This window comes from Kitasatospora sp. NPDC001159 (genome assembly GCF_053598235.1).
Map to the genome: position 1 here is coordinate 118,959 of NZ_JBSFJV010000008.1, position 21,347 is coordinate 140,305.

At 73.3% G+C, this 21,347-nt stretch carries 21 protein-coding genes and 1 pseudogene; 7 read left to right on the forward strand and 15 right to left on the reverse strand.

The window, feature by feature from the left end:
* Positions 1–13 precede the first annotated feature (13 nt).
* From ACWC9T_RS06945 to ACWC9T_RS06955, 3 genes are read right to left on the reverse strand one after another with little or no spacing between them, the layout of a single operon-like run.
* A complete protein-coding gene (locus tag ACWC9T_RS06945; protein ID WP_449820015.1) occupies positions 14–1,087 on the reverse strand; it encodes a serine hydrolase domain-containing protein in 1,074 nt (357 codons plus the stop codon).
* A gap of 57 nt (positions 1,088–1,144) precedes the next feature.
* On the reverse strand, positions 1,145–1,660 hold the full coding sequence (locus tag ACWC9T_RS06950; RefSeq protein WP_449820016.1) for a GNAT family N-acetyltransferase: 516 nt from the start codon (positions 1,658–1,660) through the stop codon (positions 1,145–1,147).
* Between the two features lie 24 nt (positions 1,661–1,684).
* Positions 1,685–2,077, reverse strand: coding sequence for an ankyrin repeat domain-containing protein (locus ACWC9T_RS06955; protein WP_449820017.1), 393 nt, complete (start codon positions 2,075–2,077; stop codon positions 1,685–1,687).
* A 385-nt stretch (positions 2,078–2,462) separates the two neighbouring features.
* On the opposite strand from ACWC9T_RS06955, the gene ACWC9T_RS06960 reads away from it, so the two are divergent.
* The 3 genes from ACWC9T_RS06960 (at position 2,463) to ACWC9T_RS06970 (ending at position 5,033) form a co-directional block, all read left to right on the forward strand.
* Positions 2,463–2,657: a hypothetical protein gene (locus ACWC9T_RS06960; RefSeq protein WP_355669189.1), complete on the forward strand. Its 195-nt coding sequence runs from the start codon at positions 2,463–2,465 to the stop codon at positions 2,655–2,657.
* Positions 2,658–2,769: 112 nt separating this feature from the next.
* Positions 2,770–4,383 carry a hypothetical protein gene (locus ACWC9T_RS06965; protein ID WP_449820018.1) on the forward strand — a complete coding sequence of 538 codons (1,614 nt, stop codon included), beginning with the start codon at positions 2,770–2,772 and terminating at the stop codon, positions 4,381–4,383.
* Between the two features lie 275 nt (positions 4,384–4,658).
* On the forward strand, positions 4,659–5,033 hold the full coding sequence (locus tag ACWC9T_RS06970; RefSeq protein WP_153459849.1) for an RNA polymerase-binding protein RbpA: 375 nt from the start codon (positions 4,659–4,661) through the stop codon (positions 5,031–5,033).
* Positions 5,034–5,186: 153 nt separating this feature from the next.
* Here the strand turns inward: ACWC9T_RS06970 and fxsA are convergent, their stop codons facing one another.
* From fxsA to ACWC9T_RS06995, 5 genes are all read right to left on the reverse strand, one after another.
* Positions 5,187–5,765 carry an FxsA family membrane protein gene (gene fxsA / locus ACWC9T_RS06975; RefSeq protein WP_449820019.1) on the reverse strand — a complete coding sequence of 193 codons (579 nt, stop codon included), beginning with the start codon at positions 5,763–5,765 and terminating at the stop codon, positions 5,187–5,189.
* A 55-nt stretch (positions 5,766–5,820) separates the two neighbouring features.
* Entirely contained in the window at positions 5,821–7,461 is a 1,641-nt protein-coding gene (lnt, locus tag ACWC9T_RS06980; protein WP_449820031.1) for an apolipoprotein N-acyltransferase, read from the reverse strand.
* Between the two features lie 154 nt (positions 7,462–7,615).
* Positions 7,616–8,074 (reverse strand): N-acetyltransferase, encoded by a 459-nt coding sequence (locus tag ACWC9T_RS06985; RefSeq protein WP_449820020.1) that lies wholly within the window; start codon positions 8,072–8,074, stop codon positions 7,616–7,618.
* Between the two features lie 88 nt (positions 8,075–8,162).
* Positions 8,163–9,779 (reverse strand): amidohydrolase, encoded by a 1,617-nt coding sequence (locus ACWC9T_RS06990; RefSeq protein ID WP_449820021.1) that lies wholly within the window; start codon positions 9,777–9,779, stop codon positions 8,163–8,165.
* A gap of 49 nt (positions 9,780–9,828) precedes the next feature.
* On the reverse strand, positions 9,829–10,269 hold the full coding sequence (locus ACWC9T_RS06995; protein ID WP_045694655.1) for an Lrp/AsnC family transcriptional regulator: 441 nt from the start codon (positions 10,267–10,269) through the stop codon (positions 9,829–9,831).
* Between the two features lie 376 nt (positions 10,270–10,645).
* On the opposite strand from ACWC9T_RS06995, the gene ACWC9T_RS07000 reads away from it, so the two are divergent.
* The gene (locus ACWC9T_RS07000) at positions 10,646–11,125 is read left to right on the forward strand and encodes a hypothetical protein (protein ID WP_449820022.1); all 480 of its coding nucleotides are present in this window, start codon (positions 10,646–10,648) and stop codon (positions 11,123–11,125) included.
* A 94-nt stretch (positions 11,126–11,219) separates the two neighbouring features.
* Here the strand turns inward: ACWC9T_RS07000 and ACWC9T_RS07005 are convergent, their stop codons facing one another.
* Positions 11,220–12,383: an acyl-CoA dehydrogenase family protein gene (locus ACWC9T_RS07005; RefSeq protein WP_449820023.1), complete on the reverse strand. Its 1,164-nt coding sequence runs from the start codon at positions 12,381–12,383 to the stop codon at positions 11,220–11,222.
* Between the two features lie 211 nt (positions 12,384–12,594).
* Here ACWC9T_RS07005 and ACWC9T_RS07010 point away from each other — a divergent pair, with 211 nt between their 5' ends.
* The gene (locus ACWC9T_RS07010) at positions 12,595–13,227 is read left to right on the forward strand and encodes a uridine kinase family protein (RefSeq protein WP_449820024.1); all 633 of its coding nucleotides are present in this window, start codon (positions 12,595–12,597) and stop codon (positions 13,225–13,227) included.
* 421 nt (positions 13,228–13,648) lie between these two features.
* Entirely contained in the window at positions 13,649–15,568 is a 1,920-nt protein-coding gene (locus tag ACWC9T_RS07015; protein WP_449820032.1) for an AAA family ATPase, read from the forward strand.
* Positions 15,569–15,643: 75 nt separating this feature from the next.
* Here ACWC9T_RS07015 and ACWC9T_RS07020 read toward each other — a convergent pair whose 3' ends face one another.
* The 6 genes from ACWC9T_RS07020 to ACWC9T_RS07045 form a co-directional block, all read right to left on the reverse strand.
* Complete coding sequence (locus ACWC9T_RS07020) at positions 15,644–16,630, reverse strand: NAD-dependent epimerase/dehydratase family protein (protein ID WP_449820025.1); 987 nt, start codon at positions 16,628–16,630, stop codon at positions 15,644–15,646.
* Positions 16,631–16,757: 127 nt separating this feature from the next.
* Entirely contained in the window at positions 16,758–17,804 is a 1,047-nt protein-coding gene (locus tag ACWC9T_RS07025) for a hemolysin family protein (RefSeq protein WP_449820026.1), read from the reverse strand.
* Positions 17,801–19,144 carry a hemolysin family protein gene (locus ACWC9T_RS07030; protein WP_449820027.1) on the reverse strand — a complete coding sequence of 448 codons (1,344 nt, stop codon included), beginning with the start codon at positions 19,142–19,144 and terminating at the stop codon, positions 17,801–17,803. The genes ACWC9T_RS07025 and ACWC9T_RS07030 overlap by 4 nt, the downstream gene beginning before the upstream one ends.
* 278 nt (positions 19,145–19,422) lie before the next feature.
* Positions 19,423–19,863 (reverse strand): PH domain-containing protein, encoded by a 441-nt coding sequence (locus tag ACWC9T_RS07035; protein WP_449820028.1) that lies wholly within the window; start codon positions 19,861–19,863, stop codon positions 19,423–19,425.
* A 164-nt stretch (positions 19,864–20,027) separates the two neighbouring features.
* Entirely contained in the window at positions 20,028–20,876 is an 849-nt protein-coding gene (gene hisG / locus ACWC9T_RS07040; protein ID WP_449820029.1) for an ATP phosphoribosyltransferase, read from the reverse strand.
* Positions 20,877–20,931: 55 nt separating this feature from the next.
* The gene (locus tag ACWC9T_RS07045; protein ID WP_097238956.1) at positions 20,932–21,204 is read right to left on the reverse strand and encodes a phosphoribosyl-ATP diphosphatase; all 273 of its coding nucleotides are present in this window, start codon (positions 21,202–21,204) and stop codon (positions 20,932–20,934) included.
* 71 nt (positions 21,205–21,275) lie between these two features.
* Here ACWC9T_RS07045 and ACWC9T_RS07050 point away from each other — a divergent pair.
* Positions 21,276–21,347 (forward strand): annotated as a pseudogene (locus tag ACWC9T_RS07050) (2-oxo acid dehydrogenase subunit E2); the annotation flags it as partial.

The window sequence follows — 21,347 nt, forward strand, 5'->3', positions numbered from 1 at the left end:
CGAGAGACGCGCCCTAACCGAACACCGCTTGCCGGAAGGCGTTGCGCAGGTCCGTGAGCGGCTGGGTGGTCCGGTCGTAGTGCACCTTGTTGGTGAGCAGCAACGCCCAGCGGCCGAGCCGCCGGGAGACCCAGAAGCCGGTGCCGGTGAAGCCGTAGTGGACGAAGGTGCCCCGGGCAGGTTCGGTCCCGGGGGCGTACAGCCAGGACAGCCCGCGGGCGGGAGTGAGGCCGCCGGTCTGCTCGCGCAGTGATTCGGTGATCCACGGTTCGCCCCAGGGCAGTTGGGGCGGCGGGGTGAGCAGGGCGGCGAGGAAGCGGGCGAGGTCGCGGGCGGTGGAGAAGGCCCCGGCGTTGCCGGAGACCCCGCCGAGCAGCCGAGCCGTGGGGTCGTGCACGAGGCCGCGCAGATGGGCGCCGACCGACTCCTCGTACTCGGTGGGCGCGGTACGGGCGGTCTCCGCGGCGCCGAGCGGCCCGTACCGGGTGTCGCCCATGCCCAGCGGCCGCCAGACCCAGCGCGCGGCGAGTTCGTCCAGCGGCGCACCGCCGAGGTCCTCGACCAGGTACGCCATCAGCACGGCGGCACGGTCGGTGTACTCGACGGCGGTGCCCGGTTCACGGTGCAGCGGGGCGGAGAGCACCCCGGCCCGGATCGCGGCGGGCTCCCGCCCGTAGAGCTGCTCGAAGCGGGTGTAGGGGGGCATTCCGGCGGTGTGCGCGAGGAGTTGACGGGCCGTCACCGCCCCTGCGGGGTGCCCGGCGGCCGGCTGCCACCAGCGGCCGAGCGGCTCGTCCAGCGGCAGCCGGCCGGACTGCCACAGCGCGCCGGCGCAGGGCCAGAGCGCGACGATCTTGGTGAGGCTGGCAAGGTCGTACCGGGTGTCCGGCCCGGGCGTGAACTCCGCGTACGGGCCCTGCCCGAGCACCCCGTGGCTGCCGCCGCCGAGCGTGCCGTCGGCGTCGCCGACCGCCCAGACGGCGCCCGCGCCGACCGTGTGCACGCCGTCCCGGACCAGCCGGTCCAGCTCCCCGCCGGGCTGGGCCAGGGCGGGGAGCCGGTCGGCTCCAGGCGCTCGGTGGCTCATCCGTCCCCCTCCAGGGCCCTTCCGGCCGACGGGGAGCCTACCCGGCGCGGAGGGCGATCAGACCGCCGCGACGAGTTCCTTGCCGAGGCAGACGCTCAGCGGGTGGTCCTTGTAGATGCCGAACTTCCGTATCGCGACGTAGCCCTCGGACTCGTACAGCGCGATGGCCTCGGGCTGCTCGGTGCCGGTCTCCAGGATGAAGCGGGTGCACCCGGCCTCGACGGCGGTCTGCTCCAGGCGGCGCAGCACGGCCCGGGCCAGCCCGCGGCCGCGGGCGTCGGGGATCACGAACATCCGCTTCAGCTCGGCGTCGCCGTCGCGCAGCCCGTCCGGGCCGGCCTGCTTGGCCCGCCAGCCGCCGCAGGCGACCGGGCGGCCGTCCAGGTACGCGATCATGAACAGTCCGGCGGGCGCGTCGAAGTCCTCGGGGTGCATCACGGTCTCGTCCGGGTCCCCGTAGCGGCGGACGTACTCCTGCTGCACCTCCTCCGACAGGGCCTGGGCGTCGGGGTGGGCGTAGCCGGTGACGCGGAACTCGACGGTACCGGTGTCCTTGGTGGCGGTGCTCTCCATGGTTGAAAAGCCTACGACCTCGTCTCAGCGGCCCTCGAACCGGGCGAGCAGCTCGGCCTTGCCGAACATCGCGGCGGCGTCGACGGCGGAGGGGTAGCCGGCCTCGGGGTCGGCGCCGCCGGCCAGCAGGGCGTCGACGACGTCCACGGAGCCCTTGAAAACGGCCCCGGCCAGCGGGGTCTGGCCCTTGTCGTTGGCCCGGTTCGGGTCGGCGCCGCGGCCGAGCAGCGCCTCGACGGTGGCCGCGTGGCCGTGATAGGCGGCGAGCATGACCAGGGTGTCGCCGCTGCCGTTGGTGAGGTCCGCGGAGACGCCCGCGTCGACGGCGGCGGTCAGGGTGGCGGTCTCACCGGCCCGGGCGGCGTCGAAGAGCTTCCCGGCGAGCGCGATCACCTCGGCGTCGGGGGCATCGGTCATGGCGGGCTGCCTTCCTGAGAGCTGGCGAGGGAGCGTGCGTACCGCACCGTAGCGGCCGGCGGGAAGCCGGGCCAGCAGGTGTCCGGATTCCGGACGGCGTTCCGCACCGGTACGACATGCGGCCGCACGGGTTGCGCAGCCGTTCGAGGGAACTTTCCGGACCCACCGGACACTTCCCACCCGCCCGCCGGGAATGCCTGGCCGCACCGAATCCCTGCGACACAAGGCCCCCGCCCCCGGCCGGTTCGCATACCCCCGTCCGCGCTCCCGGGCGGCATTGAACGGCAGAACCACCCATTTGCACCGTTCCGTCATCTATTACTTTTTGTCACGATTAGGGCACTTTAAGTAACACTGTCCCCTCCCCCTCCCCGAGGAGCAGAACGTGATCCTCAATGTCTCCGCACTCGTCCTGTTCGGCACCGTCGCCTTCCTGTTCTTCCGCAGAGACGGCTTGAAGATGTCGCACGCCATCGTCTGCGCCCTCTTCGGCTTCTACATCGCCGGTTCCTCGATCGCCCCGAGCATCACGGCCGGCGGCGCCAGCCTGGCGAGCCTGCTCGGCGGCATCAAGTTCTAGGACCGCCACTCCCCGCACGGGCCCGGGCGCGGATCCCACCGCCCCGGGCCCCGTCGTACCCGAGCAGTCCCCCCCTCACCCCACCCGTCCCACTCGCCCGGGGAGTCACGGAATGCCGCTCAACCGCCATCTCAGCAAGGGCCGTGAGGTCGCCCGAACCGCCGGGGAGCACGCCTCCGACATGTTCGCCCCGCTCGCCGTGATCGGCCGGGGCCTGCGCCACCACGCCGGCTGGGCCAAGGACCGCTGGCAGGCCACCCCGCAGGACCGCCGCGGGCCGACGCTGTTCCTCACCGCCGCGACGCTGATCGGCATCTACCTGCTGCCGCACGGCCTGCTGTTCGCGCTGATCGCCCTGATGGCCAGCGCCGCCTGGGCCGGCCGGGCCCCCAAGGCGCCGCCCGCCCCGCCCCCGCCCGACGTCGCCGACGTCAAACTGGGCGCCCTCTACTCGGCCCTCACCCCGTACCTGTGCGGGCCCGGGGACGCCAACCCGCTGTACCACTTCGAGGGCAACTACAGGAGCGCCTTCAGCTCCTGGGAGTTCGACGGCGAGGGCCGGCTCTCCCGGCTGGAGCTCGGCTACCCGGCGTACTTCACCGACACCGAGCCGACCGCCCGGGCCCGGATCGAGCAGGTCGTCCAGGGCAAGGCCGGGCGGGCCCGGGAGTACCGCTTCGACTGGGACGAGGAGTCCAACCGGCTGCGGATCGCCGCGATGGCCCCGCTGCCCACCGACATCGTGGCCCAGCGCTTCGTGGCCGCCCCGGGCGAGATCGTGCTCGGCTTCACCGACGAGGACGGCACCGCACGCACCATCCCGGTCAGCCAGGGCGGCACCACGGCCCAGCAGCCGCCCGTGGTCTGGCGCACCGGCCCGCGCTCCTCCGAGCCGCACCTGCTGGCCCTCGGGGTCACCGGCCACGGCACCTCCAGCCTGCTCCGCTCGGTGGCGCTCCAGGCCCTCCCGTACGCCGACCTGGTGGTGATCGACGGCGCCGGCACCGGAGAGCACGCCTGCCTGGTGAACCGGCCCGGGGTGCACACGGTGGAGACCAGCCTGCACGGAGCCCTGGCCGCGCTGGAGTGGGCCACCCAGGAGACCGACCGCCGGCTGGCCGCGCTGAACGCCGCCCGGCACACCGGCACCGCCCCGCCCGAGGACGCCACCCGGCCGCTGTGGCTGCTGCTGGACCACCCGACCGAGCTGAGCGAGCTCGCCCACGCCGGGGGCCGCCCCGACCCGCAGGACCTGCTGGAGCTGCCGCTGCGGCACGGTCGGGCCGCCCGGGTCACCGTGGTGATCGCCGACGACCTGGAGGCCCGGGACCGGATCACCCCGACCGTCCGCGCCACCACCCGGGCCCGGGTACTGCTCGGCCCGGCCGGGCCCGAGGAGTGCCACGCCGCGCTCGGCGCGCCGCTGGACATCCTGCCCGCCGCCCATGCCCCGATCGGCCGCGGCTACGCCCGGATCGGCAACGGCACCCCGGTCCGGCTCCAGGTGCCCGCCACCGTCGACCCCCTGGACGAGGAGGCCCCGCCGCAGTTGCGGGACGCGGTGATCGCCCTGCTGCCGCACCGCGACAGCCGGACCGAGGCCTCCCCCGCCACCCCGCCCCGCCCGGAGCGCGCGCCGACGGTCCACACCGACGGGGCACCGCCGGCCCACCCGGTCGACCTCGGCAAGACCGAGCCGATGATCCGTTCCCGACCGATCTCCTGACCGCCCGGGGCGGGGTCGGCGACGGCCGTCGAATCCCGTCCCGGTAGGCTCGACACGGAAAGCCCGACCAATCACCAGATGTGAAATAGGTGACACTCGGGGTGATATCACCGGCCAGATGTGACAAATCGGGCGCTGGTGGGTACAAACAGGGGCGGCACGACAGACGACGCATGTCCCGGGACGGGAATCTTCGTCGGAAGCCGAGCGTTGACCGAACGACGAAGAACAGCGACCACTAGTCCTGTGGGCCATAAGCCCGGGAGGCACGATTCATGAGCGAGCGAGCTCTCCGCGGCACGCGACTCGGGGCCACTAGCTACGAGACCGACCGTGGTATCGATCTGGCTCCCCGCCAGACCGTCGAGTACGCATGTCAGAACGGACACCGATTCGAGGTTCCTTTCTCGGTCGAGGCGGAGATCCCCCCGACCTGGGAATGCCGCTTCTGCGGCCAGGAGGCAGCACTTCTCGACGGTGACGAGCCGGAGGAGAAGAAGGTCAAGCCCACGCGCACCCATTGGGACATGCTGATGGAGCGCCGGACGCGCGAGGAGCTGGAGGAGGTGCTGGCCGAACGGCTGGCCGTGCTCCGCTCCGGCGGGATGAACCTCGCGGTGCACCCGCGGGACACCCGTAAGAGCGCCTGACACACCTCGCTCCCGCCGCTGGGCGGGAGGACGCGAAAAGGGACCCTGGTCACCAGGGTCCCTTTCGCGTTGCCCGGGGCGCTCGCGCCGTCCGGAGCTGAGTGACGGCTCGGGGGCTGCCCGGCCGGGCAGCCCCCGAACGGGTCAGCCGGGTCAGCCGGTGATCGGCGGACGGTAGGTGGTGTCCGGGCCCTGTGGGCCGCGCGGGCCGGCGTCCGGCTCGACCACCTCGCCCTGGATCACCTTGCCGTCCGGGCGGTGGATGCGAATCTGCTCCTGCAGCCGCATCGCGTCCGCGAACGGGTCGGCGCCGACGGCGGAGGTGCTGCGCAGCGCGTGGTTCGCGAACCGGCGCCCGGCGGCCCGCCAGAGCGCCCGGGTGGGCGGGAACAGCAGCGTCAGGGCGGTCAGGTCCGACAGGCAGCCAGGGATGATCAGCAGCAGCCCGGCCAGCACGGTCATGCTGGTGCCGGTCTGCGGCTGCTGGGACTGCGGGTTCTTGCTCTGTTCGACGGCCGCCGACAGCGCCTTCAGCCCGGCCCGCTTGATCAGCGAGCCGCCGATCACCGCGCCGGCGATGAGCAGGAGCAGGACGGTGCCGCCGCCCAGCCACGAGCCCACCTGGACCAGCAGCCAGATCTCCAGCACCAGCCAGGCGGTGATCAGCAGCGGCAGCACCCGGCGGAGCCTGCTGCGCGGGACCGGACGGGCGGGGGTAGCTTGCTGGGTCACGGTACGAATCCACTCCAAGCGGTGCTCTGCGCGCCGCACGGGATGTCCGGGTCGGCTACGGCATCACCCGTTCCAACGATTCCCCGGCGGCCGGTGTTCCGGCGGCGGTCTTCTTGCGACGGCCGACCAGCACCGCGGCGCCGCAGGCCAGCAGGCCCCCGATCGCCAGCGTCCACTCCGGGGCGGCGCCGACCCGGTCGGCCACCGTGGTGCCGTCGCGCAGCGGGACGGTCGCGGACAGCTCCGCCGGGGTCAGCTCCTGGGTACGCTGCTCGACCGTGCCGTCCGGGGCGATCACCGCGCTGATGCCGCTGGTGGCGGCGATCAGGACGGCCCGGCCGTGCTCGACCGCGCGCAGCCGGCTCATCGCGAGCTGCTGCTCGGGCTGGCCGGTCTTGGCGTAGGTCGCGTTGTTGGTCTGCACCACCAGGACGCGGGCGCCGCTGTCCACGGTGTCCCGGACGATCTCGTCGTAGGCCACCTCGAAGCAGATCACGTCGCCGATCTTCGCCGGGCCGAGCTGCATGACGCCGTTGTGGTCGCCGGGCCAGAAGTCCCGGGCGACCCGCTGGAGGCGGGTGATCACCTTCATCAGCTGGGCGCGGAAGGGCACGTACTCGCCGAACGGGACGGGGTGCTGCTTGGTGTAGGAGGCGCCCGGGCCGGTCTGCGGGTCCCAGACGATGCCCTCGTTCTGGACGTGCTGTGCGTCCGGGCCGTCCACCAGGGTGCCGACCAGGGTGGGCACGCCGACGGCCCTGACCGCCTCATCGATGCGCTGGCGGGCCAGCGGGTCGCTGAACGGGTCCAGGTCGGAGGAGTTCTCCGGCCAGATCACGACGTCGGGGCGCGCGACCCTGCCCGCCTGGATGTCGGCGGCGAGGCGTTCGGTGGCCGAGGCGTGGTTGTTCAGGACCATCATCGGGCGGCCCAGGAAGTCCATGCCCGGGTTGGGCACGTTGCCCTGGACGATGGCAACCTTGACGGTGTCGTCCGCGGCGGTGGGCACCGGGACGACGTAGCCGGCCAGCAGCGCGGCGACCGCGCCGAGCGCCGCCAGCGCGGCCGCCTGCGGGGCCTTTCGCGGCCCGCGCAGGCGCAGCGCGGCCCAGACCAGCAGGGTGCCGGAGAGTGCGACGGCGAAGGTCACCAGCGGCGCGCCACCGAGCGCGGCCAGCGGGGTGTACGGGGTGGCGGTGTTGGCGAAGGCGAGCCGGCCCCAGGGGAAGCCGCCGAGCGGCAGCCGGTCGCGCGCCCACTCCTGCGTGATCCACAGGCAGGCTCCCCAGAGCGGCCAGCCGGGCAGCCGGGAGGTGAGCGCCAGCGCGCCGCCGAGCAGGGCCAGGAACAGTGCCTCCACGATGGACAGGCCGATCGTGGCGTCCCAGCCGACCACCCGCAGCCAGCTGAGCAGCATCAGGAAGAACGGCACGCCGAAGGCGAAGCCCGTCCACAGGCCCTGGCGGAAGGTGCGGCCGCGGGTGAGTAGCGAGAACGCGGCGACGCCGAGCAGGGACAGCGGCCAGAGGTCGTAGGGCGGGAAGGCGAGCGCGAGCAGCAGGCCGGCCAGGGCGGCGAGGCCGGTCCGGGGCAGCCCGGCGCGGACCTTGGCGAGGGCGCGGGCGGCACGGCCGGGCGTGGGGGCCGGGTCCTGCGGCTCGGGAGCGGTCCCGGACCGCTCCTGGGTGACGGGCATGGTCACCGGCGCACCATCTTCCTGGGGCTTGCTGTTCGGACGCTGTCCGAAGACGGTACCCCGGAACGTCAGTGCGGCGTGAGGTCAGGGTGGTAGGGCCCGCCCTCGCCCGGCCACCCCTCGCCCGCCTGCCGCGCCCCGGCCGGCGCTCGGGTCAGCGCTCGGCGTAGCGGACCTCGCCCAGCGGCCAGTGCTCGACGAGCCAGGCGGAGACGGCCCGGTACAGCGGGGCGTCCAGCGCGGCACGGTCGGCTCGGACCCAGGAGCTGACCGATACCGCGGACGGGTCCTCGCGGTCCGGGTAGATGTAGACACAGCCGATCACCTCGTCCCGGTCCGGTTCCAGGACGGTGTAGGTGAAGCCGGTGCGGGCCTCGAAGTCGGCGGCGTGGCGGCACAGGTCAGCAAGGTTCCGCTCCGGGGGCATCCCGTCGGCGGGCGGCCAGTCGCGGCCGGCCCAGCCTGGGGTGGCGCGGATGTGGTCGATGCTGCCGGTCCACGCGGCGTGGTCGGAGGCGTTGTGCCGCTCGCCCAGCGGCTCCAGGCGGAACTCCGGGGCGAGCAGCTCGCGCGGGACGGTGAAGTCGGCGGGCACCAGCGGTTCGGTCGTCATGGTGATCAACCTAGGACGCGACGGCCCGACCCCTCATCCGAATCAAGCGGTGCATCCGGTTCAGGGCCGGTCCGGCGGACCTCACGGGTCAGTGCACCCAGCGCCGGTGCACGGTGCGGCCGCGGACCACGGTGCGCAGGCAGGCGGGCAGCTCGCGGCCCGGGGTGAGGTCGGGCAGGCCGGGGGTGCCGGAGCGCGGGTCGGTGGACCAGCCGGCCACCCGGGCGTCGGGGGCCTGGACGACCAGTTCCTCGGCGGCCCAGATCGCGTAGCTGGCGACCGCGCCGGGGACCAGCACGCCGTCCTGGTCGCGGCCGATCGCACGCCAGCCGCCGCGGGTGTGGGCGGTGAAGGCGGCGCGGACGGAGATCCGGTGCTCCAGGGTCTGGTGGAAGGCGGCCGCGCGGACGGTGCCCCAGGGGTCGAGCGGGGTGACCGGGGCGTCCGAGCCGAAGGCCAGCGGGACGCCGGCCCGCAGCAGGGCGGCGAAGGGGTTGAGGGCGGCGGCCCGCTCGGCACCGAGGCGCTGCACGTACATGCCGTCCGGGCCGCCCCAGGCGGCGTCGAAGGCGGGCTGGACGGAGGCGGTGAGACCGAGTTCGGCGAAGGCGGCGACGGCCTTGTCGTCCAGCGCCTCGGCGTGCTCGACGCGGTGGCGCAGGGCCTTGACCCGGCCAGCGCCGACCCGCTCGCCCGCCGCGCGGACGCCCTCGACGACCGCTGCCACGGCGGCGTCGCCGATGGCGTGGAAGCCGGCCTGCAGCCCGGCCTCGGTGCAGGCGACGACATGGTCGGCGACCTGCTCGGCGGTCAGGTAGGCGGTGCCGGTGTGCTCGGCGTCGGCGTACGGGGTGTGCAGGCAGGCGGTGCGCGAGCCGAGCGCGCCGTCCACGAAGAGGTCGCCGCCGGCGCCCACCGCGCCGATCCTGCGCGCCGTCTCGACTCCACCCAACTCGCCCCAGTAGCCGAAGACTTCGGGGCCATCGCCGTCGGCGGCCAGCTCCAGCAAGGCGGCCAGGTCGGCCTCCGAGGAGATCTCCGGGCCAGCGCACTCGTGCAGGGCTCCGATGCCGAGTTCGGCGGCGCGGGCGAGGGTGGCGCGCTGGGCGCGGCGGCGCTGCTCGGGGGTGAGGTGGACGAGCGCGGTCTGCCGGACGGCGTGGTGGGCGTCCTTGGTGAGCGGGCCCTCGGCGTCGAAGCCGGGCCGCTCGGTGAGGCCCTCGGTGAGGGTGCGCAGCGCGGTGGTGGCGAGCGCGGAGTGCACGTCGGTGCGGGAGAGGTAGAGCGCGGCGCCGCGGGCGGCGGCGTCGAGTTCGGCGAGCGTGGGCGGGCGGCCCTCGGGCCAGCCGCTCTCGTCCCAGCCGTGGCCGATCAGCACCCCGCCGGACTCGGGCCGGGCCTCGACGAAGGCGGTGACGGCGGCCAGGGTGGCGGCCAGCGAGGGGCTGCCGGTGAGGTCGAGGCCGGTGAGCGCCAGGCCGGTGGAGGTGGCGTGGACGTGGGCGTCCACGAAGGCGGGGGTGACCAGGGCGCCGTCCAGCTCGACGATCTCGTCGGCGGTGGCGGCGTACGCCTCGGCGGCGCCGTCGCTGCCGACCCAGGCGATGTGCTCGCCCTCCACGAGCATCGCGGTGGCGAAGGGGTCGGCGGGGCTGTAGACGGCGCCGCCGCGCAGCAGGACGGTCCGGGGGGTGCGTTCGGTCATGCCGCTAAGTCTGCACCTTGCTTTTGCTCCGAGAAGTTCGGCCTGGCCTTCAGAGCTTCGGGGGTCGGGCCTCGTACGGGGTGGAGAGCACGACGGTGGTGCGGGTGGAGACGCCAGCGGCGCTGCGGATGCGGGCGAGCAGGTCCTCCAGGTCGCCGGGGGCGCCGACGCGCACCTTGAGGATGTAGTTCTCGTCGCCGGCGACGCTGTGGCAGGCCTCGATCTCGGGCAGGCCGGCCAGTCTCTCCGGGGTGTCGTCGGGCGCGCTGGGGTCGAAGGGCTTGACCGAAATGAACGCGGTCAGCGCCAGGTCGACGGCGTCGGGGTCGATGATCGCGGTGTAGCCACGGATCACCCCGCGCTGTTCGAGGCGGCGCACTCGCTGGTGCACCGCCGAGGTGGACAGGCCGGTGGCCTTGCCCAGGTCCGTGTAGCTCATCCGGCCGTCCTCAAGGAGCAGCTGGACGATGCGTTGGTCGAGATCCTCCACAGTGCGCAAACCTACCCGCTCGGGCGCGCAGGGGACTCACACGGTGGTGCACCGCCCCGAGCCGAAGGGTGCGCCAGCGCCGAGAGCGGCGAGCGACGAGCGAGCGCCGGAGGGTGGGCCCCTCCTGCCCGAGGGCGGGATAAGGAGGGCGAACGTCGGCGCCGGGTCAAGAGCGCACGGAGGCGAGCGGGCGATCACTGGAGGGAGTGCAGGTGTCATACGGGCAAGTGCCGGGTGAATGTGGCGAGCGGTGTGGCCAAGGACACACCCGGTGCATCACGGTGCACAACACCGCAGGATTATGAGCCCGAATCACAGGGAAGTGCTGGTTGTGGCCCTGGGCGACCACGCCGGGCCCGATCCTAGGGGGATCCTCATGCCTGCTACTGACCAGCGCGTGCTGGGCGCCGACGAGACCGACGATATGACCGGCCGCGAAGACCTCGCGGTCGACCACGCGCCGGGCAGCGACCCCGACGCCGAGGCCTGGGAGATCTTCCGGGTCCACTGCCCCGAGTGCCGCCGTCCGATCGCCCTGGTGGCGGATGAGGAGCGGCTCCCGCAGCACGCCCTGCTGCCCACCGCCTGGGACCCCTTCGCCCCCGCGATCTGCCCGGGTTCGGGCACGCTGACCGACGACCTGGCGGAGGTGGAGGCCCCGGAGGACTCCCGGCCGGCCGGGTTCGACGCGCTGTTCAAGCTCCCGAGCGGACTCGACTGGCGCACCCAGCCGTTCTCGCACGCGTTGGTGCACCGCCCGGCGCGGGCCGCGGCCGTCCCGGCTCAGGCCGAGCGGCAGGCCGCCCCGGTCAAGCCGGTCATCCCGGAGCAGCGCCGGCGGCTGGTCCGACGCTGACCGCCGCAGGCGAGTTGACGCCCCATCGGAAGTGCCTCCGGCCGTCACTCCGCACCCTGGAGTGACGGCCGGAGGCCGTATCGGGGAAGGCCTGTCAGCCCTTCGTGAGGTGCCGGCCGATCACCAGTCGCTGGATCTGGTTGGTGCCCTCAACGATCTGCAGCACCTTGGCCTCGCGCATGAAGCGCTCGGCCGGGAAGTCCTGGGTGTAGCCGTAGCCGCCGAGCACCTGAACGGCGTCGGTGGTCACCCGCATCACGGTGTCGGTGCAGAACAGCTTGGCCATCGCCGCCTCCTTGGAGAACGGCCGGCCCGCGTCCCGCAGCCGCGCGGCGGCCAGGTAGAGCGAGCGGCCGGCCTCGATCTGGGTGGCCATGTCGGCGAGCATGAAGGACAGACCCTGGAATTCGGCGATCGGACGGCCGAACTGGCGCCGGGTGCGGGCGTAGTCCACCGCGAGGTCGAGCGCGGCCTGGGCGACGCCTATCGCGCAGGCGGCGATGCCGAGGCGGCCGGAGTCCAGCGCGGCGAGCGCGATCTGGAAGCCCTGGCCCTCCTCGCCGATCAGCCGGTCGCGGGAGACCCGGGCGCCGTCGAAGTGCAGCTGGGCGGTCGGCGAGGAGCGCATGCCCATCTTGTGCTCCGGCGGCGCGGCCGACAGGCCCTGCTGGGTACTGGGGACGAGCAGGCAGCTTATGCCCTTGGGGCCGTCGACGCCGGTGCGCACCAGGGCGCTGTAGAAGTCGGCCTGTCCGCCGTGGGTGATCCACGCCTTGGTGCCGTTGACGACGTACTCGTCGCCGTCCAGGTCGGCGCGGGTGCGCAGGGCGGCCGCGTCCGAGCCGGACTGCGGCTCGGAGAGGCAGTAGGCGCCGAGTTGCTCACCGGAGAGCATGCCGGGCAGCCACTTGTCGCGCTGCTCGTCGGTGCCGAAGGTGGCCAGCGCGTGGCAGGACAGGGTATGCACGCTGACGCCGAGGCCGACGGCCAGCCAGCCGGCCGCGAGCTCCTCCAGCACCTGCAGGTACACCTCGTAGGGCTGCTCGCCGCCGCCGTACTTCTCGTCGTACGGGAGGGACAGCAGGCCGGCCTCGCCGAGGGTGCGGAAGACCTCCCGGGGGAAGCGGTCGGCGGCCTCGTCCTCCGCCGCACGCGGCTGAAGTTCGCGCTGGACCAGGTCCCGGGTGAGGCTCAGCAGCTCGCGGGCCTCCTCGCTCGGCAGCTGGCGCTCCACGGCTTTCACGGGGGACGGGGTCATGGCGGCGGTCGCCTCCTCGATCGGGCGCCGGACCGAGGGTGTCGGCTGGTCCGGCGCGGGTGTGGCAGGTCGGCCCGACCGGCACCGGGTTTCGGTGAACGGCCGTTCACAGGCGTGGCGAAGCGAGTATGCCCGAAACCCGCGCCGCCGTCACGACCAGCACAGATGAACTGTCCGCAGTGGTGGGCTACGGCACCGTAGGGTTGACGTTGTGGCTGTTTTCGGAACCCTCCCCTCCCGTCGTCCGCCCGCGACCGGCGACGCACTGATCTCGCTCGCCGCCGAGTTGCGGGCGCTGCCGCCGTCCTGCGGGCCGGTGCGGCTGGTCGCGGTGGACGGGCACGCGGGCTCCGGCAAGACCACCTTCGCGGGGCTGCTGGCGGTGGCGCTCGACGGGGCTCCGGTGGTCCACCTCGACGACCTGGCCACCCACACCGAGCCCTTCGAGTGGACCGGGCGGCTGCACGAGCAGGTGCTGGAGCCGCTGGCGGCCGGCCGGGACGCCGCGTACCGGGTGTACGACTGGACGCTGCGCCGCTTCGCGACCACCGCCGCGGTGCCGGCCGCCCCGGTGGTGCTGGTGGAGGGGGTCGGTGCCGGGCGCCGGGAGGTGCGGCCCCGGCTGGCCCGGGTGATCTGGATGGAACTGGACGCCGTCGCGGCCCGTCGGCGGGGCGAGGAGCGGGACGGTCCGGAACTGGCTGAGTTCTGGGCGGGCTGGGCGCGCGCGGAGGCGGCGCACTTCGCCGCCGACCCGAGCCGCCCGTACGCCGCCACGCGCGTGGACGGGGTGACCGGGCGGATCCTCCCGGGCACCGTCGGTGAACCTTCAACAAGCCCTTGACCTGCGACATCACCAGGATCTAGGTTCTCCTCAGCCGCCGGAACGCAGCGTTCCGGCCGCCTCGGACCCGGCGCCCCCGGCTTGTTCCCCCGTGAGCCGGGGGCGCCGTCCGGTCCCCTCCCGCAGCGCGTCCCGCCGTCGGCACACCTCGGTGTTTCAGCCATCCGACCGCTCAACGACCGCGTGCGCGATCGCATTTGACCCTGTGCGGCACCCTTCCGGATCAGCCCTGCGCCGGTACGATTCCTGGCAGGCGCATATGCGCCCCGGGGGCTACCGACCACCGGCCCGGCCGCGCTCAGGCGAACCGCCGGCCGAGCCCCGGGCCACACCGCGGGGGGCGTGAGTGACGACGGTGGACAGTTCCGACAGCACGGCGGGCGGCCCGGACCGGCTCGCCGACCGCGCCTGGCTGCGCGCCATGGACGCCTACACGGCCGGTGCCTACGCCCGGGCCGAGGAGGAGTTCCGGGCCGCCGTCCGACTGGACCCCGGCATGGCCGACGCCTGGCTCGGCCTGCACGCGCTGCGCAGCGACACCTCGGCGGCGCTGCTGGCCATGTACCGCCATCAGAAGCGCTTCGGCGAACAGCGGCGGCTGCACCGGCGCCCGCTCAGCTCCTGGTACTGGCTGGGCTGGTGGGTGCAGCCCGTCCTGGAGGACGCCCGCGACCTCGCGCTGGCGCACGCCTCGCACTGGCTGGACGGCCGCCACCTGGCCGAGCTGGACCGGGCGCTGGAGCAGTGCCCGGCGCCCAGCGAGGACCCGTCCGCCCAGTTCCTGTACGCCTGCCGGTCCTACCTGCTCAAGGACTGGGAGCAGTTGATCCGGGACACCGACCACCTGCTGGACGACCCGCTGCTGGGCATCGAGGCCGGGCTGTTCACCGGGATGGCGCGGGTGCGGCTGGACATGTGCGCCCAGGCGCAGGCCCCGTTGGCCGCCTCGCTGGCGCGCTGCCGCTCCGAGCAGCCGCAGCGCAAGGAGCTGCGCTACTGGCTGGCCCGGGCGTACGAGGGAGCCGGGCGCAGCGCGGCGGCGCTGCCGCTGTACCGGGCGGTGCACCGGGCGGATCCGGCCTTCATGGACACCGCGGCCCGGCTGGCGGCGATCGCGGCGGAGGACGCGCTCGCGGACGGGCTGCTAACGGGCGGGCGCTCGGGCGGGCTGGAGACCGCCGGGGCGGGCGGCGACCCGGGGTACCAGGACGACACCGGGTACGTCGAAGGGCCGCTCTACGGCGAGGAGTTCGGGACGGGGGCCGCCGCACCGGGAGGCGGGCCCTCGTTGGACGCGAGCCTGGTGGACGGCGTGTCGGACGGCACTCCGAGCGGGCCGACGGCCGACGGGGCGCCGCAGGCGGCCGGGGCGCGGTCCGGTTCGGGCTCCCCGGCCGGCCCCGCCGCACCCGTGCCACTGCCGGTCCGCGGCGAGGCACAGCCCCGCCTCGCGCCCGCCCCAGCATGCGCCCAGCCGGAGGGCGACGAACGGGAGTTGGACGCCGCACTGGCCGAACTCTCGCTGATGGTTGGCCTTGAGCCGGTCAAACGCCAAGTGCGGGCGCTCTCGGCCCAGTTGAGAATGAGCCGGCTGCGCGCCGAGCAGGGCCTGCCGGTCCAGCCGCCGAAGCGGCACTTCGTCTTCTCCGGCCCCTCCGGCACCGGAAAGACCACCGTGGCCCGGATCCTCGGCCGGGTCTTCCACGCCCTCGGCCTGCTCTCCGGCGACCACCTGGTGGAGGCGCAAAGAGCCGACCTCGTAGGCGAGTTCCTCGGCCAGACGGCCGTCAAGGCGAACGACCTGATCGACTCCGCGCTGGACGGCGTGCTGTTCATCGACGAGGCGTACAGCCTCTCCAACTCCGGCTACACCAAGGGCGACGCGTACGGCGACGAGGCGCTCCAGGTGCTGCTGAAGCGGGCCGAGGACAACCGGGACCGGCTGGTGGTGATCCTGGCCGGCTACCCCGAGGGGATGAACCGGCTGCTCGCCACCAACCCCGGCCTCAACTCCCGGTTCACCACCCGGGTCGACTTCCCGAGCTACCGCCCCAACGAGCTGACCGCCATCGGCGCGGCGCTGGCCGGCCGGGACGGCGACGGCTGGGACGAGGACGCCGCCGAGGAGCTGTCCAGCATCTGCGCCCACGTGGTGCGCGAGGACTGGATCGACGAGCTGGGCAACGGCCGGTTCATCCGCACCCTGTACGAGAAGTCCTGCGCCTACCGGGACCTGCGGCTGTCGCTGCTGCGCGAGCCGCCAGGCCGGGAGGACCTGGCTACGCTGCGGCTGCCGGACCTGGTGCAGGCCTACGGGGAGCTGATCGACGGCCGGGGCTAGGGGGCCTGTCTCTCAGGTCCTTGCCGGGTCCGCCGAAACCCGAAAGACAGGCCCCGAACAGCTCCCCGCGGCCCCTCACCCCTGCAGCAGCCTCGCCTCGCGCTCGGGGTCGAGCCCGACGTTCGGCCGGTCGGCGCGCTGCGGGGCGTCGCCGCCGATGGACCGCAGCCAGGCCCAGGTGTCCGCGACCGTCTCGGTGACCGGGCGGCAGCGCAGCCCGGCGGCGACCGCGCGGGCGACCGAGGCGCCGTGCAGGAAGTCGTACAGGTCGCCCGGCGCCAGCCAGATCGGCAGCTCGGTCCACGGCTCGACACCCGCCGCGATGATCCGCTCCGGGTCAGTCCAGCGCAGCTCGGCGTCCGCACCGGTGGCCGAGACGCAGGCCGCCAGCAGCCCGCCCATGGTGGCGTGGCCGGCCGGGCTGACCACGTTGTACGGGCCGGCCAGGCGGGCCGCGACCGCGTCCAGGGTCCAGATCGCGAGGTCACGGCCGTCGATGTACTGCAGCGCCATGTCGCGCGGGCCGGGGGCGAGCACCGGGCCGCCGCGGGCGATCCGGTTGAGCCACCAGGGCAGTCGGCCGATGTTCTCGTACGGGCCGAGGATCAGCCCGGCGCGGACCAGCAGGGCGCGCCCGCCGTACTCCGCTTCCAGGGCCAGTTCGGCGCCGCGCTTGGCCTCGGCGTAGGCCACCTCACCGGTCAGGTCCGGGGAGGAGGGGACCACCGGCGCCGTCTCGTCCGCCCCGGCGCGCAGCGGATAGTCGTACACCGACCGGCTGGAGACGTACGCGTAGTGGCCGACCCGGCCGAACAGCTGCCGGGCGCTGTCGCGCACCGCCGCCGGGGCCCAGGACCAGGTGTCCACCACCGCGTCCCACTCCCCCGTGGCGAGCGCCGCGAGGCCGTCCTCGGCCGTACGGTCGCCCACCAGCACCCGCACGCCCTCGGGCGCGGGCTGCGTGCCGCGGTTGAGGGCCGTCACCTCCCATCCGCGGGCCAGGGCCTCCTCGGCGATGGCGCGTCCGACGAACTTCGTTCCACCCAGCAGGAGAAGTCTCATGCCGACCACCCTGCTCCGAGAGTGGCCGGCATGGGAACCGCTGAACGCTCTGGGCGGAATCGCCACGGGCGGACACGCCGTCAGCGAACGGAGGTGTACTGACCGGAGGTGCCCCGAACGGGGTGTGCTACGCGGTGGTGCGGTGGTCGGGGTCGTGCATCTCGCCGACCAGCTCCTCCAGCACGTCCTCCAGCATCACCACGCCCACCGTGCGGCCGTCCTGGTCCCGCACCGCGGCCAGGTGGCAGGCGGCCCGACGCATCGCGCCGAGGGCGTCGTCCAGCGGGAGGCCGCCGCGCAGCACCGTGATCGGCCGCCACAGCCGGGCCGGGACGGGCGCCGACGGGTTCTCCACGTCGAGGACGTCCTTGAGGTGGAGGTAACCGAGGTAGCCGCGGCCGGCCGGGTCGCCGTCGGTGACCGGGAAGCGCGAGAAACCGGTGCGCAGGGAGAGCTCCTCGACCTCGGCGGCGGTCACCTTCGGGTCCACGGTGACCAGTTCCTCGGGCCGCAACAGCACGTCGGTGACCGGGCGGCGGCCCATCTCCAGGGCGTCCTCCAGACGCTCCTGGCGCTCCTCGTCGAGCAGGCCGGCGTCCCGGGAGTCGACCAGCAGGTACATCAGCTGCTCGGTGGTGAAGACCGACTCGACCTCGTCCTTGGCCTCGACCCGGAACAGCTTCAGCACGCCGTTGGCGAAGGCGTTCAGCAGCCAGATCACCGGGGCAAGCCAGCGGGCCAGCCGGTCCAGCGGCGGGCCGAGCCAGAGCGCGGCCTTCTCCGGGCCGGCCATGGCCATGTTCTTCGGCACCATCTCGCCCATCACCATGTGGAGGAAGACCACGAGGGCGAGCGAGATCCCGTACGAGAGCAGGTGCATCAGGCCAGCCGGGACGCCGATCGCGTGGAACGGGCCCTCCAGCAGCGCGGCGATGGTCGGCTCGGCGAGCGCGCCGAGGCCCAGCGAGCAGACGGTGATGCCGAGCTGGGCGGCGGCCAGCATCGCGGAGATGTTGGACAGTGCGTGCAGCACGGTGCGGGCGCGCTTGTGCCCGGCCTGTGCGAGCGGCTCGATCTGGCTGCGGCGCACCGAGACGACGGCGAACTCGGCGCCGACGAAGAACGCGTTGCCGAGCAGCAGCAGGAGGGCGAGGCCCAGTTGCAGCACGATCATCGGGCGCCCTCCTCGTCCTCGCCGAACAGCGCGGGCGCGGAGATTCGCTCCACCCGGACCTGACTGGTGCGGTGCCGGTCGACGCCGGTCACGGTGAACCGCCAGCCGGGCAGTCCGGCCTGCTCGCCCACGTCGGGAAGCTTGCCGAGCAGGTCGGCCACCAGGCCGGCCAGGGTCTCGTACGGGCCGTCCGGGGCGTTCAGGCCGATGGCCTCCAGCTGGTCGAGCCGGGCGCGACCGTCGGCCTCCCAGGCGGGCAGGCCGTTGACGGCCGGCAGCGGGAGCAGCTCGGGGCGGTCGGCCGGGTCGTGCTCGTCCTGCACCTCGCCGACGATCTCCTCGACGATGTCCTCGACGGTGACGACGCCGGCGGTACCGCCGTACTCGTCGACCACGATGGCCATCGGCTGGAGGCGGCGCAGTTGGTCGAGCAGCCGCTCGGCGGGCAGGGTCTCGGGCACCAGCAGCGGCGGCGAGGCCAGCTCGCCGACCTTCACCAGACCGCGCCGGGCGGCCGGGACGGCGAGGGCGTCCTTGAGCGTCACGATGCCGGTGACCTCGTCCAGGCTGTCTGCGTAGACCGGGAAGCGGGACAGGCCGGTGGCCCGGGTCAGGTTGATGACGTCGGACGCGGTGGCGTCGCGCTGGAGGGCGGAGACGTCGACTCGCGGGGTCATCACGGACTCGGCGGTCAGCTCGCCGAGGCCGAGGGTGCGGACGAACAGGGTCGCCGACTCCTCGTCTATCGCGCCGGCCTCGGCCGAGTGGCGGGCCAGCGAGACCAGCTCGGCCGGGGTCCGGGCGTGGTCCAGCTCCTCCTGCGGCTCGATGCCGAAGGCCCGGACCGTCTTGTCGGCGGTGCCGTTCAGGAAGCTGATCAGCGGGCGGCAGGCGAAGGAGAAGGCCATGTGCGGGGCGGCGACCGAGCGGGCCACCTGGAGCGGGCGGGCGATCGCCCAGTTCTTCGGGACCAGCTCGCCGATCACCATCTGCACGACGGTGGCCAGCACCATGCCGATCACCACGGCGGCGCCACGGGCGACCGAGTCGGGCACGCCGACGCCCGACATCACGGGCCGCAGCAGGGTCGACAGCGCAGGCTCGGCGAGCATGCCGACCACCAGCGAGGTGACGGTGATGCCCAGCTGGGCGCCGGAGAGTTCGAAGGAGAGGTGCCGCAGGGCCCTGGCGACCCGGCCGGACCTGGCGTCTCCGGCCTCTGCGGAACGTTCCACCGCGCCGCGGTCGGCGGTCACGAAGGCGAACTCGGCGGCCACGAAGAGGCCGTTGGCGAGGATCAGGAGGAAGGCTGCGAACAACAGCAGCCAGGCGGTGATCACAGTGCCGCCTGCCTTCCGGCCGTCGGAAGCGAGGCGGCGCAGGTACTACTGGACGGATCGTCCATCGAGGGGAAGTGTCACTCCTCAGGTCGGTTCGAGTCAGGTCGGGCTCTTGTCGGATAACCTGCGGGCAGGACTGAAGTTTTGCCCTGCTTTTACCAGCGTAGACCATACCGGGGCGACGGTAGGAGGCGTGTTCGGGACCCGTTGGGCCGCGGAATCGCAGGTCCTCGTGCCGCCCGGCCCGGGTCGCGGTCCAGCCCGGGTCGCGGTCCGGTTCAGACCTGGGCGTGGTGCTCGACCAGGTCGCGCAGCGCGCGGGCGTCCGCGATCGCCTGGGCCTTGCCGACGCCGGACTGGATGCCCACCGCGGCGAGCGAGGTGCCGTCGGAGAGGTCGAGGGTGGCCCACGGGTCGCCCTGGCGGAAGTTGATCCGGACGATCTCGGCCCAGGCGAGCCGGCGGCTGCGGACGAAGTTGACCACCGTCACGCCCTCCGCGTCCGCGGTCACCCGGGGGCGGGCCAGCATCAGGCCCACGCAGGCGAACAGCACACCGCTGACGATCATCATGATCCGGTCGTTGAGCTGCCAGTTCGCCGGGAGCAGCAGGGCCAGCACGGCGAACAGCACCACCAGCAGGGCGCAGACCGGCAGCAGGACCGCGCGGGTACGGCGGGGCGCCCAGGTGACGGGGAACTGGACGGGCGGCGTGGACACGTGGGGTCTCCGGTGGTTCTGGTGGCGGCGTGCGGCACGCGGTGTGCCGACGGCGAAGGGCGGGGACGCTGGTCGGCGTCCCCGCCCCTATTGAACCGTTCTTTACTCGTGGCCTGACGGGCAGGTCGCCGGGGCCCGCCTTCCGGGCGGCCCGTTCGGGCAGGTCAGAGGCGGCAGGCGTGGATGTTGGTGACCAGGATGGCCCGGGCGCCGATGCCCCACAGGTCGTCCATGATCTGCTGGGCCTCCTTGCGGAGCACCATCGAGCGGACGGCCACCCAGCCCTCGGTGTGCAGCGGGGAGACGGTCGGCGACTCCAGGCCCGGGGTCAGCGCCACGGCGGCGCTGACCTTCTCGGCGCGGATGTCGTAGTCCATCAGCACGTAGCGGCGGGCCACCAGCACGCCCTGCAGGCGGCGCAGGAACTGCTCCACCCGCGGGTCCTCGCCCGCGCCCTTGGGGCGGATCACCACGGCGTCCGAGATCAGGATCGGGTCGCCGAAGACCTCCAGGCCCGCGTTGCGCAGGCTGGTGCCGGTCTCCACCACGTCGGCGATGACGTCGGCGACACCCAGCTGCACCGCGGTCTCGACCGCGCCGTCCAGCTTGGTGACCGTCGCCTTCACGCCGTGGTCGGCCAGGTGCTGCTCGACCAGACCGGTGTAGGAGGTCGCGATCCGCAGGCCCTCCAGGCCCTTCACGTCCTCGACGTCCACGCCCTCGGGGCGGGCGAAGCGGAAGGTCGACCCGGCGAAGCCGAGGGCGAGCACCTCCTCCGCGTTGGAGTGCGAGTCCAGCAGCAGGTCGCGGCCGGTGATGCCGACGTCGAGGCGGCCGGAGCCGACGTAGACGGCGATGTCGCGCGGGCGCAGGAAGAAGAACTCGACGTCGTTGTTCGGGTCGACGAGTACGAGCTCCTTGGGGTCCTTCCGCTGGCGGTAGCCGGCCTCATGGAGCATCTCCGCCGCGGGACCCGAGAGAGAACCCTTGTTGGGGACGGCGATGCGCAGCATGGGAGGTTGCTTCCTTACCTGTTGGGAGGGGTGTGCTCGGGGAGCTTGAGGGTTTTTAGAGGTACTTGTAGACGTCGTCGAGCGTCAGCCCGCGGGCGATCATCATCACCTGAAGGTGGTACAGGAGCTGCGAGATCTCCTCAGCTGTCTGCTCGTCCGACTGGAACTCGGCGGCCATCCAGACCTCGGCGGCCTCCTCGACGACCTTCTTGCCGATCGCATGGACGCCCTGCTGGACGAGCTGCGCGGTACGGGAGGACGAGGGGTCGCCGGTGGCGGCCTTCTGCTGGAGCTCGGCGAAGAGCTCCTCGAATGTCTTCGAAGCCATGATGGGGCCACCTTACGGCGTGCGGGCGGACGGACGGTAAACGGTCCCGGACCGTGGACAGTCCGGTGGACACCAACGTCGGCGTCTTCGGCGTCGACACCGGCACCCCGATCCTCAACCGGGGCGAGGCGGCCATCCTCGCC

What these genes read in the sequence shown, in the direction of transcription:
- ACWC9T_RS06945 (WP_449820015.1), bottom strand. Translation starts at nt 1,087, where the DNA reads ATGAGCCACCGAGCGCCTGGAGCCGACCGGCTCCCCGCCCTGGCCCAG.
- ACWC9T_RS06950 (WP_449820016.1), bottom strand. Translation starts at nt 1,660, where the DNA reads ATGGAGAGCACCGCCACCAAGGACACCGGTACCGTCGAGTTCCGCGTC.
- ACWC9T_RS06955 (WP_449820017.1), bottom strand. Translation starts at nt 2,077, where the DNA reads ATGACCGATGCCCCCGACGCCGAGGTGATCGCGCTCGCCGGGAAGCTC.
- ACWC9T_RS06965 (WP_449820018.1), top strand. Translation starts at nt 2,770, where the DNA reads ATGCCGCTCAACCGCCATCTCAGCAAGGGCCGTGAGGTCGCCCGAACC.
- ACWC9T_RS06970 (WP_153459849.1), top strand. Translation starts at nt 4,659, where the DNA reads ATGAGCGAGCGAGCTCTCCGCGGCACGCGACTCGGGGCCACTAGCTAC.
- lnt (WP_449820031.1), bottom strand. Translation starts at nt 7,461, where the DNA reads ATGCCCGTCACCCAGGAGCGGTCCGGGACCGCTCCCGAGCCGCAGGAC.
- ACWC9T_RS06985 (WP_449820020.1), bottom strand. Translation starts at nt 8,074, where the DNA reads ATGACGACCGAACCGCTGGTGCCCGCCGACTTCACCGTCCCGCGCGAG.
- ACWC9T_RS06990 (WP_449820021.1), bottom strand. Translation starts at nt 9,779, where the DNA reads ATGACCGAACGCACCCCCCGGACCGTCCTGCTGCGCGGCGGCGCCGTC.
- ACWC9T_RS07000 (WP_449820022.1), top strand. Translation starts at nt 10,646, where the DNA reads ATGCCTGCTACTGACCAGCGCGTGCTGGGCGCCGACGAGACCGACGAT.
- ACWC9T_RS07005 (WP_449820023.1), bottom strand. Translation starts at nt 12,383, where the DNA reads ATGACCCCGTCCCCCGTGAAAGCCGTGGAGCGCCAGCTGCCGAGCGAG.
- ACWC9T_RS07015 (WP_449820032.1), top strand. Translation starts at nt 13,649, where the DNA reads ATGGACGCCTACACGGCCGGTGCCTACGCCCGGGCCGAGGAGGAGTTC.
- ACWC9T_RS07020 (WP_449820025.1), bottom strand. Translation starts at nt 16,630, where the DNA reads ATGAGACTTCTCCTGCTGGGTGGAACGAAGTTCGTCGGACGCGCCATC.
- ACWC9T_RS07025 (WP_449820026.1), bottom strand. Translation starts at nt 17,804, where the DNA reads ATGATCGTGCTGCAACTGGGCCTCGCCCTCCTGCTGCTGCTCGGCAAC.
- hisG (WP_449820029.1), bottom strand. Translation starts at nt 20,876, where the DNA reads ATGCTGCGCATCGCCGTCCCCAACAAGGGTTCTCTCTCGGGTCCCGCG.
- ACWC9T_RS07045 (WP_097238956.1), bottom strand. Translation starts at nt 21,204, where the DNA reads ATGGCTTCGAAGACATTCGAGGAGCTCTTCGCCGAGCTCCAGCAGAAG.